This window comes from Streptomyces sp. M-16, from assembly GCF_052114405.1.
Classification (GTDB): domain Bacteria; phylum Actinomycetota; class Actinomycetes; order Streptomycetales; family Streptomycetaceae; genus Streptomyces.
The window spans coordinates 57,915-74,360 of sequence record NZ_JBFRER010000011.1; the positions used below are offsets into that span (position 1 = coordinate 57,915).

Annotated in this window: 14 protein-coding genes and 2 pseudogenes; 4 read left to right on the plus strand and 12 right to left on the minus strand. The window is 70.2% G+C overall.

Going from position 1 to position 16,446, the window contains the following annotated elements:
- Positions 1-65: 65 nt before the first annotated feature.
- Together AB4039_RS08075 and AB4039_RS08080 are read right to left on the minus strand one after the other, a co-directional pair.
- On the minus strand, positions 66-284 hold the full coding sequence (locus tag AB4039_RS08075) for a hypothetical protein (RefSeq protein ID WP_266846337.1): 219 nt from the start codon (positions 282-284) through the stop codon (positions 66-68).
- A gap of 793 nt (positions 285-1,077) precedes the next feature.
- A complete protein-coding gene (locus AB4039_RS08080; protein ID WP_442270378.1) occupies positions 1,078-1,548 on the minus strand; it encodes a WD40 repeat domain-containing protein in 471 nt (156 codons plus the stop codon).
- Between the two features lie 272 nt (positions 1,549-1,820).
- On the opposite strand from AB4039_RS08080, the gene AB4039_RS08085 reads away from it, so the two are divergent.
- Positions 1,821-2,705, plus strand: coding sequence for a hypothetical protein (locus tag AB4039_RS08085; protein ID WP_442270379.1), 885 nt, complete (start codon positions 1,821-1,823; stop codon positions 2,703-2,705).
- Here AB4039_RS08085 and AB4039_RS08090 read toward each other — a convergent pair.
- Together AB4039_RS08090 and AB4039_RS08095 are read right to left on the minus strand one after the other, a co-directional pair.
- Positions 2,671-3,585: pseudogene (locus AB4039_RS08090) on the minus strand (replication-relaxation family protein); the annotation flags it as partial. The gene AB4039_RS08085 and the pseudogene AB4039_RS08090 overlap by 35 nt on opposite strands.
- A gap of 259 nt (positions 3,586-3,844) precedes the next feature.
- Entirely contained in the window at positions 3,845-4,324 is a 480-nt protein-coding gene (locus AB4039_RS08095; protein ID WP_266846339.1) for a ricin-type beta-trefoil lectin domain protein, read from the minus strand.
- 215 nt (positions 4,325-4,539) lie between these two features.
- Between AB4039_RS08095 and AB4039_RS08100 the strand changes: the two genes are divergently transcribed.
- Together AB4039_RS08100 and AB4039_RS08105 are read left to right on the plus strand one after the other, a co-directional pair.
- Positions 4,540-5,151 carry a transposase gene (locus tag AB4039_RS08100; RefSeq protein ID WP_442270380.1) on the plus strand — a complete coding sequence of 204 codons (612 nt, stop codon included), beginning with the start codon at positions 4,540-4,542 and terminating at the stop codon, positions 5,149-5,151.
- 86 nt (positions 5,152-5,237) lie between these two features.
- Entirely contained in the window at positions 5,238-5,687 is a 450-nt protein-coding gene (locus AB4039_RS08105) for a hypothetical protein (RefSeq protein ID WP_266846340.1), read from the plus strand.
- 89 nt (positions 5,688-5,776) lie between these two features.
- Here AB4039_RS08105 and AB4039_RS08110 read toward each other — a convergent pair whose 3' ends face one another.
- Together AB4039_RS08110 and AB4039_RS08115 are read right to left on the minus strand one after the other, a co-directional pair.
- Entirely contained in the window at positions 5,777-6,079 is a 303-nt protein-coding gene (locus tag AB4039_RS08110; protein ID WP_266846341.1) for a hypothetical protein, read from the minus strand.
- Between the two features lie 117 nt (positions 6,080-6,196).
- On the minus strand, positions 6,197-8,836 hold the full coding sequence (locus AB4039_RS08115) for an NPCBM/NEW2 domain-containing protein (RefSeq protein WP_442270381.1): 2,640 nt from the start codon (positions 8,834-8,836) through the stop codon (positions 6,197-6,199).
- A 979-nt stretch (positions 8,837-9,815) separates the two neighbouring features.
- On the opposite strand from AB4039_RS08115, the pseudogene AB4039_RS08120 reads away from it, so the two are divergent.
- Positions 9,816-10,008, plus strand: a pseudogene (locus AB4039_RS08120) (transposase); the annotation flags it as partial.
- A 355-nt stretch (positions 10,009-10,363) separates the two neighbouring features.
- Here AB4039_RS08120 and AB4039_RS08125 read toward each other — a convergent pair.
- The 6 genes from AB4039_RS08125 to AB4039_RS08150 form a co-directional block, all read right to left on the minus strand.
- Positions 10,364-11,752, minus strand: coding sequence for an ATP-binding protein (locus AB4039_RS08125; RefSeq protein WP_266846342.1), 1,389 nt, complete (start codon positions 11,750-11,752; stop codon positions 10,364-10,366).
- Positions 11,749-12,477, minus strand: coding sequence for a response regulator transcription factor (locus AB4039_RS08130; RefSeq protein WP_266846343.1), 729 nt, complete (start codon positions 12,475-12,477; stop codon positions 11,749-11,751). Before AB4039_RS08130 ends, AB4039_RS08125 begins: the two co-directional genes overlap by 4 nt.
- A 38-nt stretch (positions 12,478-12,515) precedes the next feature.
- Positions 12,516-13,163 carry a hypothetical protein gene (locus tag AB4039_RS08135; RefSeq protein ID WP_266846344.1) on the minus strand — a complete coding sequence of 216 codons (648 nt, stop codon included), beginning with the start codon at positions 13,161-13,163 and terminating at the stop codon, positions 12,516-12,518.
- Positions 13,164-13,171: 8 nt separating this feature from the next.
- Positions 13,172-14,002, minus strand: a complete 831-nt coding sequence (locus AB4039_RS08140) for a thioredoxin family protein (RefSeq protein ID WP_442270382.1) — start codon at positions 14,000-14,002, stop codon at positions 13,172-13,174.
- Positions 14,003-14,420: 418 nt separating this feature from the next.
- Entirely contained in the window at positions 14,421-14,993 is a 573-nt protein-coding gene (locus AB4039_RS08145) for a hypothetical protein (RefSeq protein ID WP_266846346.1), read from the minus strand.
- Between the two features lie 210 nt (positions 14,994-15,203).
- Positions 15,204-16,112 carry a CAP domain-containing protein gene (locus tag AB4039_RS08150; protein WP_442270383.1) on the minus strand — a complete coding sequence of 303 codons (909 nt, stop codon included), beginning with the start codon at positions 16,110-16,112 and terminating at the stop codon, positions 15,204-15,206.
- Between the last annotated feature and the right edge of the window lie 334 nt (positions 16,113-16,446).

Consider the following 16,446-nt stretch of genomic DNA (forward strand, 5'->3'; position numbering starts at 1 on the left):
GCGTGAGCCGCCGTGAACCCCGGAACGGCTGCGTTCCGGGGTTCACGGGCGACAACCGGACGTACTCAGAGACCGGCCACGCCGACCTGCACGCCGGCGATGCCGGTGACCTGACCGGGCAGGGCCGTGGCGGCCTGGACGGTGTCCAGAGAGGTCACAGCGCCCAGCACGGTCCGGACGTCGCCGAGGACGGCGCCGGCGAGGCCACCGGAAATCGCCACACCGCCGGCGACGGCGTCCAGTTCGGTGTCGTCGATCTCGCGGGTCTCGATGTCGTTACGCATGGTTGCGCACCTTTCCTTCGTATGAGAATTCGTCAATTGCCGTGACCGCACGGGAAAAACGGCCACGGCCACTCCCGCCGCGGCAGCCCGGCCCGGGCCGAACCCGGGCAGAGTTTCCGAGAACCGCCGGCGGTGGGCAGATGTAAACACGCGAACGAGTGGTGATGCCAACCGCGTTGACGCTCGCCGCCACCCGGGGTGCGAACTCGGGCGAAGGACCTCCTCATTCATTCGCCGGATCACCGCAACGCCTTCACAGGATCGAGTAACGAATATGCGAAACCCACGGCCCTCACCGGACATAAAGGCATACACAGCCATCAAACGCCTGGGGCATTACGGTCATACCGCAGTGCGGCGCGGGACGGGGCGCCCCTCCGGTCGCAGGTGTGAAGATTTGCGGAAGTGGTGCACCAGGTTCCGGTCGTCCGGGGGAGGCCGGATGGGGAGGACCAGATGACGCTGATCAGTTCCATGAGGGCGTCCAGCATCTGCCTGCCGACGTTCAGGCGCAGCTCAACCGCGCTCCCCCACAGGCGCTATGAGGTCATTCCGTCAGGAGTTCTCAGTGGCGGAGTGGGCAGACCGGGCCTGCCGGTTGCCCTGGCAGGTAGGCGGCCCGTTCTTGCGGGGTCAGATCGCGGTTGACGGCACGGCAGATCTTCTGGATCGCCGCGGAAGGTGGGGGAAGATCGACAGCCCACAGCCGCGCGGTGAAGTCCAGGCCGGCCGTGGCGAGCGTGTGACCGTCCGGGGCTGAAGGAAACGCCGACCACCGGGAAGGTGTGGCCCGTCAGCTTGGAGTTGGCTTTGCCAGAGCGGGTGTCCCACAGCCGTGCCGTGTGATCGCTGCCGGCCGTGGCGAGACTGCGTCGTGGGGGTGGAACGCCACGGAGTAGACCTCCTCGGTGTGTCCGAGCAAGGTGGTACGGGCCACGCCTCGGTCCGTGTCCCACAGCCGGGCCGTCCGGTCGCCGCTGCCGGTGGCGAGGGTCTTGCCGTCCGGGCTGAACGCCACCGCGTTCACCAGCGCGGCGTACTGGTCGAGGGTGCGACGGGTCTCTTGAACGGTTCCAGACCCCGGTAGGGGCAGACGTCCTGGGCCGCCCGGTCGGGGCGGATCTCTCGCAGGACCTGATCTGGTCGGGCCGGGCCTTGCGCAGTTGTCGAGGGCCACCTGCGCGACCCCGGTGACCGGCTCCAGAGCTTCCTGCAAGGTCTGCGGTACCTCACGAGCGGCGTCCCCAATGCGGCCGGCTTTCACCGGCCCCTCGATGCCGGCTGTCGTGGGTCAGGCAGGCACGCCCGTCCGGGCCGGGACAGCCCGCGGCGGTGTGGGCGGCAACCCGGTACGGGCTCGCCCGCGTGAGCGGATCGCTTTTCGTAAACCGCCATTCGACTGGAATCTCCCCGCGTTCGGACGTGTGCGCGCATCATCGGGCCGCCGCTCTGTGAAGCTCGACGCGACTGGCGGCCGTGGGGAGCCGGAGTGGTCCCGAGCCGCCGCTGCCCCGAAACGGAAGGTCAGCCGCGACCATGCTCATCAACCAGCTCGCGCTCGTGTCCGAGACCAAGATCAACAAGATCAACCCCTCACAGATCACCCGGGTCGCCGCCGCGCTCCAGAAACAGGCGACTCGCGACTTCGCACCACTGTGGCAAGTGAACGCGACGGTGGACGCCTTCGACAGGCTGGAGGACGTTCCCGTCGGGTACTGGCCGCTGATCGTGGTCGACGACGTACCCGACGCGGCGGGGTACCACACGGACGAGAACGGCCAGCCCTTCTCCCTGATCGAGTTCAGCGACAGCTGGTCGCTGACCGCGAGCCACGAGATGCTGGAAATGCTGGCCGACCCGTTCGGGAACCGCCTGGTGTCCGGCAAGTCCCCCCACCCCGAGCAGGGACAGGCCCGGTTCCTCGTCGAGGTTGCCGACCCCTCGGAGGCCGATGAGTTCGGCTACACCGTCAACGGGCTGCTGGTCTCCGACTTCTTCACCCCGCACTTCTACGATCCGGTCACCGTCCCGGGCACGCGCTACAGCTTCGGCGGACACATCACGGCGCCCCGGACGATCCTGCGCGGCGGATACATCAGCTGGGAGGACGCGGCCACGGGCGAGTGGTGGCAGCAGACCTGGTTCGAGGGCAAGGAGCCGACGTTCCGCAGACTCGGCAAACTGTCGGGCAGCGGCAGCATCCGCGAGGCCATCGACGCCCAGACCAAGACCGTCAGCCGCCTGGCCGCCAGCGGCCCTTCCTCCAGGTCCTTCCTGGCCGCGCGTGACCTCACGGCCCGCGTCAAGGAATCCACCGGCGCCCGGGCCGACGATTGGCGCGCCCAGATCGAGCGGCTGAAGGGGGCGAACCCGGCGGCGAAGGCCTTCAAGGCCAAGGCCAAGGGGAAGAAGGCGAAGTGAGGAGGACGATCGTTCCCCGACGACCCTCGGCCCGCCTGCCAGGGAGGCCGTCGTGAGTGAGGACGCCCAGCAACGCAAGGAGCGCGCGGATCGCCTGCGCGAGATGATCCAGCGGCCCGGGGCCAAGCCCGAGCCTCCGGAGCAGGAGAGCCTGAAGGAAGGCGTCGAGCGCCGCATGCGAGAGCTCGACGAGGCCGATCGCGAGAATCGCCGGAATCGCCAGGACGATCAAAGCAGCCCGGAAACCGGAGGCGAAGACGGCGAACCCTGAGAGCACCGGGCCGCGCCCGGCCGGAGCCAGTGCCCGACCGGACGCACGGGCGGCCCTTGTGTCGTGCCCCTGCCGGTCAGTGGCGGGCTGCCGCCGTCCCCAGGCCACCGCGAGGCCGCACTTGATGCCCCAGGGCACCAGCCAGAACGGCGACCAGGGCCCCAGGGTCAACAGCGGCGCGGTGTCGCGGGCCGCCACCGGGTGTGGGCGCAGCCCGCGCCGAGCGGCGCGGCGCCCCAGGGCGTCCTCGTCCGTGTCGTACGTCACCAGCCCGTAGCGCTGGACATCGACCGTGATCACAAGACCCTCCTCCGGCTGCCCGCACACTGAGCGGGCTCCCTCCCAGAAGACGCGGTGCCCGGCGTGGCGCTCGTAGTCCCAGACTTCCTCGGCGGGGCGAGCCTGGCACATGGCGCCGTTGTCTAGCTCGAAGGGGCGGACCTCACTGGCCCTGGTCGGCACGGCGAGGACGGCGTCGGTGTTGAAGCCCAAGACGGTCTCCCGGATCGCGTGGTTGACCTCCACCTGCCAGTCGGTCAGGTACTCCCGCCTGCCGAGGACCGCGTCTGTGCGGGCGAGGATCGTGTCGGTCACCGCGACGGTGTGCGGGCCGAACCCGGCTCGGACGGCCTACGCGCCGGTGCCGGCCTTCGGTCGGCGTGGCAGCTCGTTGCCGTCGGCCAGAGCCGGCACCGTCGGCGCACAGGCATCGGTCCGGCGCTGCTTGCACGGAATTTCCTGGCCGCGGCCGGCTCCGTCAGCACACCGTACTCCGGCCCGTTCCGGACACCGGAACGGGCCGAGCAGGCCGCGGCTCCCAGCCACGGCGCAGCAGCAACCCTCGCTGCGGTTGCCTTCAGTGGTGTGATCAGACGGCGGCGAGGCTGATCTGGTCGTTGAAGACCACCCAACGCTGGCCGCGGTCGGCGGTGTCGCAGGGCTTGGTCGACAGGTTCGGAGTGTTCCACGCGTTGGCGAAGCAGTAGGCCGGTGCGTAGGTGAGGGTGATCTGCTGGCCCGAGACGTTCCAGTACTGACCCTGGTCCTTGGGGTCGCACGGCTTCGTGGAGACGTCGGCGGTGTTCCACGTGTTCGCGAGGCAGTAGGCCGGTGCGTTGCGAAGGGAAATCTGGTGGCCCGAGACGGTCCAGTGCTGGCCGCGGTCGGCGGTGTCGCACGGCTTCGTGGAGATCTTCGGGGTGTCCCACGTGACGGCCAGGCAGTAGATGCCGGGTGCGCGCAGGGAAGGTGCCATGGCACTGGTGGCTTCCGCGCCGGCCGCCGGCAGGAAGGAGGCGGTCAGGGCCAGGGTCGCGATGGCGAGCGTCTTGCGGATGGCGATTGCCATGGGATGGATCCGTTCTTGCTGTGGGCCTGGGATTCGCGAATGGATGCGAAAGAATCCCAACTCGGTTCTGAGCGCTGGACAATTGATAGCAGCGCCCCCGAACTGGCCAACGGTTTCTGCATGCTCCGTTCATTCCTGCGCGCGGCAATATGTGATGATCCAACACTCTGTCGCGCCGGGCCGTTTCCTTCAGTTCATCGGTCGTTGGTTGACGTGTGTCGTTGACTGACGCCCAGTGGGCGCGTGTCGAGCCCTTGCTGCCGGACCGGACGCCGAAGCGGGGCACCCGGTGGCGGGACCGCCGCCGGGTGATCGACGCCATCGCGTTCAAGTACCGCACCGGGACACCGTGGATGGATCTGCCCGCGCATTTCGGGCCATGGAAGGGGGCCCACAACCGGTTGCGGAAGTGGGCCGCCGACGGCACCTGGGAGAAGGTGTTCACCCAGGTCATGGCCCGATTACGAGTGCCCCGGCGGACCGGCCGTCCCAGGATCACGCCGGAGATGGTCCTGGCCGACAGGGCCTACTCCTCCCGGGCGGCAGTGGCGCGGCCTCGTCACCGGCCACGACAAGACCGCGACCATCCACCTCGCCGCCATCTTCATCTGGTCRGCGAGRTGATCCGGAGGAAACGCCCTGGCGCACGGTCTCATCGATCACGGATTGACTTCACTGGCCCCAAGTCCGCCTGCTCAGCTTGCCCGTTGAGCATGATGGTCCAATGCCGGAGGTCTTATACGGGGTACTGGGAGCGCTCGGCGGAGCCCTCATCACTGCGCTTGGGGCGTATTGGGGGCCTCTTCAGATCCAGCGAACGACGCTGAGAGCTCAGCAGCGGGAAGCCCGGGACCAGTCCGCCCGCGCCGAGCAGGCCCAAGGTGAGGTGCGGAAGGAGGAGAGGATCGAGAGAGTGATCATGGTTCGTTCCACCCTGCGCGACTGGAACGACTTTTTGTACAGGACGGTTCAAGATCTTGAACTTGGCCGGCGGCTGAGTGCCGAGGACTTCGACGTCGCACTCGCGGGTGTCCGGGCCGCTGCCCATGCGGCTGTCGACGCAATGCTGCGGGACGGTCTCTGGATCGGGCAGTCCGCCTATGGTTATCCCCCTGAAGCCGATCCCCTTTCGCAAGACGGCCAAAGGTCACCGCTGGTGTACCTGGAAGCCGCCTCGATGCGGATTCGCCAGGAGGCAGTGAACGGATCCCCCGTCGGACCAGGGGTGGTGGGCGAACTGCGCGCAGGCCTGGAGTACATCCAGGCGGCGCGCGGGCGGCTGGCTGTCCGTATGCTCAATCAGATCGAAGTCATCACGACGAGCCCACCGCCGTCACCGGCCCCGGACGAACCATCCGTCTGAAACATGCCGTCAGCCCGTTTCCACCCGCTGAGCTGCGTTTTCCGAGCCGTGGACAGCGGACACCGGCCGACGCGGAGTGCCGCCGCCCCTCAGGCGTCAGGGGCGATGGACCGCTCGTAGTACCGCCACGGGAACCATCCCGCGCCGGACGGGATCAGCCATCCGATTCCATCCGCTTGTGTCGAGAGAGCCGGCCACCACTCGGCGGAAGCGCGGGCCGCCGCCCGGGCGGCCAGGCCGGCCGTGCAGGCAATGAGCGCGAGGCCCGCGACGATCAGGACGGCGGTGGCGTAGGTGCGGAACCGGTCGCCGAACATCGCCGTCACGGCGGGCGGGACAAGAAAGATGCCCTTGCCCCACGCCGAGATCACCACGACGCGGGGCAAGGGCATCCAGCCACGTTCGGCGCACGGCCCAGGGCGGCACCCGCGCCCGACTTCGGAGTTGCGCGTAGCCTGGCCCCGGGCCGACGGGTCACCTGGAGGGTTCCCGTCGGCCGGGGGTCGGTGCTACCGCACCAGCCTGGCGCCGGCCCAGTCGGCGTGGTCGCTGTTGATGCCGTCACCCGCGTCCGTGACCTTCAGCACCAGCGACTTGACACCGGCGACACTGACGTCGACGGACTGGGTAGCGCTCGACGGCGTCATCACCGACGGGCTCTCGTACAGCTTGACGCCGTCACCCCACACCTCGAACCTGACCGTCGAGTTCGCCCCGACCTCGTCATCGACACCGATGTCCGACCGGAACCGCGAGTAGCCGCCGTCCAGGGAGTAGGTGATCGTGCCGTTCGCGTGCGTGCCGATGCCCTTCGGGTACGCGGTGCCATTCAGCTTGATGGGGTGCGAGTCGACGCTCTTGTCCTTCTGAACGGTACCGAAGTCGCTTCTCGCGTCGCTCCAGGTGAGATCGCTCAGATCGGCCGTCTGTCCGTCTCCGATGGTGGCGGTGGTGACGTCGATGGCGCTTCCGGCCCCGGAGGAATTCCCGGCGGCGTCAACCGCCTTCACCGTGAACGTGTAGGGCGTCGAGGCCGACAGCCCCGTCGCGGTGAAGCTCGTACCCGTCGACGAGCCGGCGAGCGTGGTGCCGCGGTAGATGTCGTAGCCGGTCACGCCGACGTTGTCGGTCGAGGCCGTCCACTTCAGGTCCACGCTGTTCGACGTCACGTTGCTCGATGCGAGGTCGGCCGGCGCCGTGGGGGCCTCGGTGTCGACTTCCGAGGTCCCGGCGGTCGCGGTCACCGTCGCGCCCCCGGCCACCGGCACGGTCACGTAGGACACGGTCTTGCCGTACAGCGACTTGGTCTGCGGCGTGTACGCGGTGCCGTTCACGGTGATGGCGGCGGGGGTTCCGTAGAACTGGGCTTCCCAGTTGACGGTGCCACCGGAGTTGTTGGTCAGCGTGGAACCGGTCGTACCGATGTGCTTGAGCTTCAGGTCGTTGTCACCGACCTTGATGTGGTCGACCTCCGCCCACGGCGTCTCGGACGTCAGCCGCGAGATCGTGGCCACCTTGTCCTTCGGGGCGTCCGGCTGCACTCCCATCATGCCGTCGATGACGCTGCTGACCGCCAGGAACGAGATCTCCGGGTAGGTGTTCTTGCCGGTCATGAGCTTCTTGAGCCACGCCCAGCCCTCCGCGGACCGGTTGTACTGGTAGTACATCTCCGGCAGGTAGGAGGCCGCCTCGACGTTGAGATCGTCATCGTTGGCGGCGATGAAGTCGAGGTAGCCCTCGGTCCTGGGGCCGTGGTCGCCCAGCCCGGTCAGCATCATCAGGAAGCTGGCCTCGTGCCCCCAGCTGCTGTATCCCGTGCCGGCCGCGTCCTTGCCACGCATGTAGCGGTTGTTCGAGGCGTCCCACCAGTTCTTCTCGAACTGGTCACGCACCCGCTGCGCGCGATCGGCCCACTTCGTGCTGTTGGCGTCGTCACCCTTCGCCTTCAGGATCTCCGAATAGGCCAGCATCGACTGGTACTGGTACCCGAGCGAATCGCCCGCGGAGACGAGGTTCTCGTTCGGGAACTCGAAGTAGGTCGCCGTGTACTCCCCCGGCTGCTTCTTCGAAACCGGCTGCTCGCCTGCCGGGTTGGCGTCGTTCCACTTCACCTCGTGGCCGTCCAGGAAGGACCCCATCGTCGATTCGTAGTACGCGGAAAGCGTCGGATCGTTGATCCAGTCCGGGTTCCCGGTCCACTGGTACTGCTTGTACGCCTTGGCCATCAGGTTGAACGGCGACGGCAGTTCCCGGAATCCGGTGCCATCGATGTAGTACATGGCTCCGTAGGGGCTGTGCGCCCACAGCGGCCAGCCGTTCTGACCCGGATCGTCGGCATCGGCGGCGAACGTCTTCACCATGTTGAACGTCTCGGCGTCCAGGCCGAGCGCGTGCGCGCCGTCCGACTGGTGGGAGATGTCGCGGTTGTAGTAGGACTCCCGGTTGGTGTAAGCGCCCCAGTAGCCGGGCTGCACCGTCGTGTGCGTGGGATTCTTGAGGCGCCACCACTCGGGTTCGTGCCCCATCATCGGGTTCCCCGGATAGAACGTCATGCCCAGGGCCCGGTCCTTGCCCCATTTGAAGCCGTCGTTCAGTGTCGCGTTCGGAGAATTCAGGGTCAGGGTGCTGATGGGCGCCCCCACGTATCTCTGGACCGTGATCCTGTCGACGCGCGGCACCTCGCCCGTGGACGTGGCCGCCAGCTCGATGGTGTCACCGGCCTTGAGCGCCACTTTGCTCGACGTACGCGTGTCGATGCTCATCGGGTCGGTGTAGTCACGGCCGTACCGCTGGGACGTGGCCCAGGAATCCACGGGGTTGGAGTTCACGGAGAGCTTGTAGGTCACTCCGTTCGCCACATTGCCGTTGTAGCGCGTGATGAGGTCGTAGTCTCCGTCAGCGCCACTGAAGGTTGTTCTCGCGGTGCTCGTCTGCCCTGAGGTGCCCCGGGCATAGGTGACGTTGTCGACCGACGTGCCGTTCCACGTGTGGTTCACGGTTTCCGTCGCGAAATTGGTCAGCGACATGTTCTCGATCTCGAACACGTAGGGCCCTGCCGGCGACCCCGCGATCGCAGAAGTGCTGGGGATGACGATCGCGGTGCCGGCTGTTGCGAGCACGGCGGACAGTACACAGGCGAGTCGACGCATGTGTGATGGGTCCTCTCCAGTGGGGGGTTTCATTCGGGGGCGGCCAGTGTCGACCGCCCGTCCGTGGCGGCGTGGAACATGCCGGGACAGAGCAGTCCCGGCGGCTGTCGGCGGTCCGGACCACCCGCTTTCGCGCATGCCGCCGATCACGTTGTCCCGGAAGTCACCCGACCGGGCGGCGGGGCGCCTCCGGAGCCCTGTCAGCGTGAGTGCGGTGCGACCGCCTCCGATCGCTTCCATGCCGAAGCGCGGCCGGGGTGCCTCTGTCCGGACGAGGTCACCTGAGCCGTGGACGCGGGCGCTCGCGTTCTGCCGCCGCTGCTTCGCGTCCGCCATCGCGGGGCCGGAAGGATCGAGACGACGAGCAGCACGGGCATCGAGGGGGTTCCTCACGACCCTCGGGTTGCCTGTACGAAGGGGCGCGGGAGAGGGAACAGCGGCCGCAGCGAAGGACTCCGCGGCGGGTCACCGGTAACTCCTTTCATCGAACGGCATGTTGGAAGAAGTTGAACTGTGTTGCCTCTTGATGAGTGATGTCAATGGTTGCGTTGAGGTCGATCACGTCGGCTTCGCTCGCACGCCGGCCGGGCATCCCGGTCCGGGCGCGTCCGCCTCGACGCCCCCGGACCCGATGGCGCCGGCCTCGGCGACTGCCGTATCTACAGGTCAGCGGCTCGAATCGCCCGGATGACGTCTGCTCCTCCGGTGCAGCCGGGGCGGAGTGACCACACCTGCCGCAGCGCTAGCAGCCTTGGACCAACTGTGGCTTGCAGCAGGTGAATGCTGTAGTTGCAGAAAATTTTCGCAGCCGTATTGCATGCTGTGACAAGCATGGGTAGCTTCTGGCCCCGTAAGGCTCGTCTGCGCACCCGTCAGGAGAAGCCCACGTCCGCTCTCGCCTCCCTCGCCCCGCCCGGGAACCCGCCTCGGYCGGCGGCACCTGGTCGATGAGTGGCCGCCCGTCGCCACCGTCAGGTGATGGGTTCATGAGACGGCCAATGTCCTGGACGCCATGCCGAAGTCGGCCCAGCCCGCGGCGAAGAAGGCGGTCCAGGACATCTACAACGCCGAGGACCGCGAACACGCCGGTCAGGCCATCAAGGGCCTTCGCCAGGCTCGACGGTGCCAAGCTCCCCAAAGCCGTCAAGAAGATCACCGACGACCAGGACGTCAGCATGTGCTCCGAGCCGGACCGGGTGCCCGGAGCGGGGCCGGGGCGGCGGTGGATCGATCGGGGGATGGTCCCCCGGCCGCCGGTCCCCGACCTCATCGCCGCTGTCCTGGGAGAACGTCTCGGCCGGCACGTCAGCCTGGACGAGGCATGGGCAGACTGCGGGACCTCCCCCGCCAGGGCGGCCAGCGCGTCGGGCGCGCCGACCTGGACGAGCTCTGGCTCGCCGCCGACGACGCCCGGCGATGGGACTACACGTTCGGCGGCGGCAACGTGATGGCCTCCTCCGTCGTGGAATGCCTGCAAAACCGGGCCGCCCCCTCGGCCCCCGGCGGGCGGTGGGGTCCCGACGAGGGTCAGCGTCTGCGGCGGCGGGCGAAGCGGGTGCGGTGTCCCGACTGGGCGGCGGCGGCCAGGGCGAGGGTCACGGTGATGTGCGCCCCTCCGAGCGGCCCGCGCGTGACGCGTACCGTACCGCCCGTCGCGGTCGCGGCCCGGGCCGCGATGTCGAGGCCCAGTCCTGTGGAGCCGGTGCTGCTTCCGCGGGACAGCGCCCGGTCCGGTTCCGGGATACCGGGTCCGCCGTCCTCGACGACCAGCTCCACGGCTTGGGCCGTGCGTACGACGGCGACGGCGAACGCGGTCCCCTCCGGGGTGTGGCGGAAGACGTTGCCGATGAGGGCGTCCACCACGGCGGCGACGTCGTCGTCCGAGAGGCCGACGGCCGTGGGCTCCTGGGTGATGTCCAGGGAGCACGAACGGTTCTGCTGCTCCGCGAGGACCGCCCAGAAGGCGGTCCGGCGCCGGACGACCTCGGCCGCCTCGCTGCGCGGGCCCTCGCCCGCCGCGGCACCGGCCCCGCGTCCCGGGGGGCGTTCCGTACCGAGCAGGCCCTGGCCCATGGGACCGACGGCGAGCGGAGTGCGTGCCGCGGCGATGATCGCCTGCAGTTCGCTCTCCAGCTCGCAGACGGCCGCCTCGACCCTGGCCGACTCCGGCGTGCCCGCCATCCGTTCCGACGCCAGGTGGAGTGCGGTCAGCGGGGTGCGCAGCCGGTGCGAGAGGTCGGCGACGAGTTCGCGTTCGACGGCGAGCAGTTCGTTCATACGCTGGGCCATCGCGTTGAACGCGACTCCCGCGTCATGCAGTTCCCGGGGGCCCATGGGTTCGACACGGGCGTCCAGGTCCCCCAGCCCGAGCGCGCGCGAGGCCTGCGCGAGCCGCTTCGAGGAGCGGACGACCTTGGCCCCGAGCCGATCGGCGACCAGCACCGAGCCCGTGATCAGCCCCACGGCGAGGAAACACATCACGGCCCACGACTGCGCCACCCCCCGGGTGAGTTCCGCGTCGGGCACGAAGTTCTCGATGACGGCGACCTTGTCGCCCGGCAGCACCACCGGCTGCAGGCAGACCCACCCGCCGGGGACCTCCTGCGAGATCGACTCCCGCCCCCGCTGGGCCCGTTCGAGCAGTTCCGCGGGAGCCTTCGACCCTCCCAGAGAGGCCGCCCCCGGCAGGTGGACGACCAGGTGGTCCGCCGCGTCCAAGCCCGCCGCGGCCTCCCGCAGGGCGTCCGGATCCGTGGTCAGGGCGAGCACCGGCGCCAGGGCGGCGCCGCGTTGCTGTGCCGCCGTCACACCCTGTTCCTTGACCAGCGACATCACCAGGGCGGCCAGCGGTATGAGGAAGGACAGGGCGACCATGGAGGTCACGGCGAGGGCCACACCGGCCAGGGAGCGCCTCAACGCGGTGCCACCAGTTTGATGCCGACTCCGCGCACGGTCAGCAGGTAGCGCGGGGCGGCCGCCCGTTCGCCGAGCTTGCGGCGCAGGGAGGACAGGTGCACGTCGACGGTCTGATCGTCCACGTACGGCTCGCGCCACACCTCGGTCAGCAGACGGCGTTTCGAGACGACCTGGCCGGTGTGGTGCGCGAGGAACGCCAGCAGGTCGAACTCACGGCGGGTCAGGCGCAGCTCCTGTCCGGCCAGGTGCACGGTACGCGCTCCCGGGTCCACCGCCAGCTCGCCCACGACGGTGGGCCGCAGGGGCTCCCCGGCCTGCGCGGGCACCGCGCCGCGGGTGGCGCCGACGGAGGCGGGGGGCGCGCCGCCGGTGCGGCGCAGGACGGCGGAGAGGCGGGCGAGGAGCTGGCCCCCGGAGAAGGGTTTGACGAGGTAGTCGTCCGCGCCCGCGTTCAGGATGTTGATGATCTCGGACTCGTCGTCGCGGGCGGTGGCCACGAGCACCGGTACGGAGGAGATGCCTCGGATCATGCGCAGGGCATCGCCTCCGTCCAGGTCGGGCAGTCCGAGGTCGAGGACCACCGCGTCCACGGGCGCCTGCGTGACCTCGCGCAGCGCACCGAAGCCGTCGGCGGCGCTGCGCACGGCATACCCCTGCTCGGCCAGGACTTCTATCAGTGACTGGCGGATGCTGGGGTCGTCTTCCACGACCAGGACGCTCGGCATGCGGACACCTTAGAGGCTGGTTCCGGTGGTGGACGCGGTCAGGGCGTGACGAAGGCCGGACCCCCGTTGGTGACGCGGACCCGCACGGGGCGGTCCGACACCGGGATGGTGCAGCCGTCCCGCGTGCTGCAACTCGCGTAGCCGATCAGCACCGTCGCGCCGCCTCCGCTGCCGGACGCGCGGATGGGGAGGGTGGTGGTGACCGGTCCGTCGGGGTACACGGGAACCGGGGAGTCGACCCCCGGGACCCGGATCGGCCGCACGGGTTGCGCCGCCGTGAGCGGGCCTTCCGCCGCGAGGGCGCCGGTGACGGCCACCGCGGTCGGCCGGCCGACGCCCTCGACGCCGGTGGGTGGGAGGGCGGTGCTGTAGAGGTGGAATCCGGCGGCCTCGGGCGCGAAGACCGCAGTGAGGGTGCCGGTGCCCTTCGAGGGCTGCCAGGCGGAGACGGAGAGCGTGACGGTGACTCCGTTCTCGGAGAAACGTGCCGTGGGCGGGGGTCCGTCGGCCGCGGCTCCGGAAGCGGACGTGACGGCGGCGGTGCGGGCGGCCGCAGCGGTGGAGGGGGTGGAGGCTGAGGCGGCTCCGGTGTCGGAGCCGGAGCCGTCCGTCACCGTGCCGATCAGCAGCAGGGCCGCCGCCACCGACAGGCCGGCGCCGACCGGGAGGGCGGCGGCCGTGCGCACCGGCCTTCTCACGGGGCCCACTTGCGCAGGAAGGAGTCGATGCCGTCCGCCGTCAGGGCCGGGTTCCCCGTGACATGGGTGTCGACCCGTACGGTGCCGGATGGCGAGACGACCACCAGCACGGGCATCGTGTAGGTCCCGCCCGAGGGGCTGTACTTGTGCAGCAGCGCGGAGTTGGCGGAGTTGTTGGCGCCGATGTCGACCTTGACGAGGTGGTAGTCGTCCGCGAGGAGCCCCGAGGTCGTCGGCTGGGCGAACACCTTGTCGGCGGCCTTGCAGTTCCCGCACCAGTTGGCCCCGAAGTCGAGCAGGACCATCCGGCCGTCGGACTTCGCCGAGCGCAGGGCCGCGTCGATCAGTGCGTGTGCGTCGGCCGAACCGTCGTAGCCGGGGCCGGGGATTCTGGCCGGGGCCGGCGCGGGGGTGGCGGAAGCAGGCTTGGCGCTGCCGGAACCAGAACTGGAACCGGACCCCGATCCGGAGCCGGTCGTACTGCCGCCGCCTTTGCCGGTGGTGCCGGATGACGAGCCGGCGGTGGCGGGCGCTGATGCCGGGACGGACGCGGAGGCGGATGCGGATGCGGATGCGGACGGCGGAGCCGAGGGCGTGGCGGTGGCCAACACCCCGGGGGACGCGCCCTGTGTCGTCCGGCCCGCGGAGAGCGCCGGCGCCGGCTCCCCGGCGCCGGCCGCCCGGGCGGACCCGACGGGTGTGGCGGAGGGCCCGCACGCGGTGGCCAGCCCGGCCACGACCACGGCGGCGGCGACCACCGGGAGGCGCCGAGCGAGGTACGGACGGGAGGGCGCCGTGCGGCGTCCGGAACGGACGGATCGGAGCATGCGAGAGCTCATGGCGAAGACCCCCAAGGCAGGTTCGGACGGCGGGACGGGCGCGGCGCGTCCCGGCTCGGTGAAACCGGGGCCGCCGCTGCACGGGGCTCGTGCCCCGGTGCCCACGGCCGCTCGGCTGACGTGAGCATAGGGCCGGCGGGGGCCCGTGAAACCGGCTCGGCGCGATCTTGAGGTTGCCCTAAGGAACTGCTCACCTTCCGCTTCACCGCGACCCGGCCCGAGGGGGCACGAGTCTCGAACGGGCCTGTACCGACGGGGCACCGAGCGGAACCGACCGGGCAGCCGGGCAGCCGGGCGACCAGGCGGCCGGGTCGTCAGGCGGGGAGGCGTGCAGGCGGGGAGGCGTGCAGGCGGGGAGGCGGGCAGGCGTGCAGGCGTGCAGGCGTGCAGGCGGCGTGTCGTGCCGTCAGAAGGAACTTTCGTGGACGCTCGCCTTGGCCGACGGGTTGATCGTGGCAGTGATCACCGACCGGTGGTCGTCGCCGCTGAAGGTGACGGTGAGGGTGTCGTCGGAGGCCTGCGAGGTGGTCGTCCGGAAGCCCAGGCCGGGAACCGCGGAGATCAGGCACACGCCCCGGCTCCCGTACCGGACCGTGACCTTGCCGCCCTGTGAGGGGACGGTGTGTAGACCCGCCCCGCCTTGTTGGCAGTCGACGCCGGACCGGGGCGCGCTGGTCCGGGGGGCCTCCGGGGAGGCCTTGGCGGGGGTGGGGCTGGGAGAGGGGGCCGCCGACGAGGGCCGCTGTACCACGGTCGGCGAGGGGCTGGTGGATGCGCTCGCGGTCGGGGAGGCCCGTTCCGGTCCGGGGCTGCCCGCCTGCCAGGCGGGGGGCGTGTCGATGACGACCGGGGCGGAACGCGCCACGGGGGGCTTGTGGCTGGTCGACCCGACCACGAACTGGACCGTGGCGAGCACGGCGGTCACGCTGGCGGCCGTGCACGACAGCCATATGAGCAGGTAGCGCGGAGTTCGGGGCACGGGCCCATAGTGGCCGACGGGAGCCGGTGGGCGTGAACCGGTGCCTCCGCCGTACTGGCACCGGTCACGCGCCGGGGCACTCCGGGGCGCTCCGGGTGAACGCGGACGTCCCCCTGGCCGCCGGGCCAGGGGGACGTGGCCGTCCGCGGACCTGCGGGCAGGTACGCGGGGGCCGCTTGTGGGGGGCTTGCCGAGAGCGGCGGGAGGGGGTTACCTCGCGGTGCCGAAGTCCTGGGTCCACCAGGGGCCGCCGTCGCCCTTGTGGACGCCGATTCCGATCTCCTTGAAGGAACAGTTGAGGATGTTGGCGCGGTGGCCGGCGCTGTTCATCCAGGCCGACATGACGGCGGCGGCGTCGCTCTGTCCGCGGGCTATGTTCTCGCCGAGGCCGGACCACTTGTAGCCGGCCGCCTCCACCCGGCTCGTCATGGTGGACCCGTCGGGCCCGGTGTGCGACATGACGCCGCTACGGGCCATGGTGTCGCTGTACGCACGCGCCGCCGCGCTCAGCTTCGCGTTGGTCGTCAGGGGGCCGCAGCCGGCGGTGGCGCGCTCCTTGTTGACGAGGGCGAGCACGGCGGACTCGGCGTCCCCGTTGACCGTGCCGGAGCCCGATCCGGAACCAGAACCGGAGCCGCCGGAGGAGCCGCCGGAGCCGGTGCCCTTCGTAGAGGTGGTGCCCTGGGCCGGCTTGCCGGGCCGGTCGACGCCCGAGGTGTCCGGCGCGCTGCCGGGCCGCGTGGCGTCGTCGTCGGGTGCGGCCGATCCGTTCGCGCCGGAGTCGGGCGCCCCGGACGGGCCGGCGCCGGCACTCGCAGACGCGCTCGTGCTCGTGCTCGGACTCGCGCTCGCACTCGCACTCGCCGAGGCGGAGGCTCCGGCGCTCCCGGCCGGGGCCGTCCCGGCGGTGTCCGTCGCCGCCTTCGACGACCCCGCGTCGGACGCGGCTCCGGCTGCCTGCCGGTCCGTGCGGTCACCACCGCCCGAGTCGGCCACAGCGACCCCGACCGCCACCACCGCGGCGGCCGCGGTGACGGACAGGACGATGCGCGTACGCGTCGCCTTCTTCCGGCGGGCCTCGGTGCGGGACGGGGTCGCGGGGGTTCGGCTGCGGCTCATGCCGGTAACACCTCACTGGAGAGGGGACGGGAAGTACGGCCGAGCCTAGGCAGGTGACCAGGGCGCATTGCGCCGTGGAGGGACTTCTTCAGGTTGCCCTAAGGAAGCCCGCAGGATCGACACAGGGACGATCGGGGACATTGCACCCGACTCCGGCCGACCCCTTCAAGTTCAGGGTGACCTTCCTCCAGGCCTCTGCCGGGGGACGGACCACGCCCGCCATGAGCGGGATCCGGCCCGCTCTGCGGCTCGGTGAAGTCATGACCTCCTGCGTCGTGCGGTCGACCGAGGGCGCCGGGACTTACGAGGCGGGGGTCGCCACGACGTCGACATC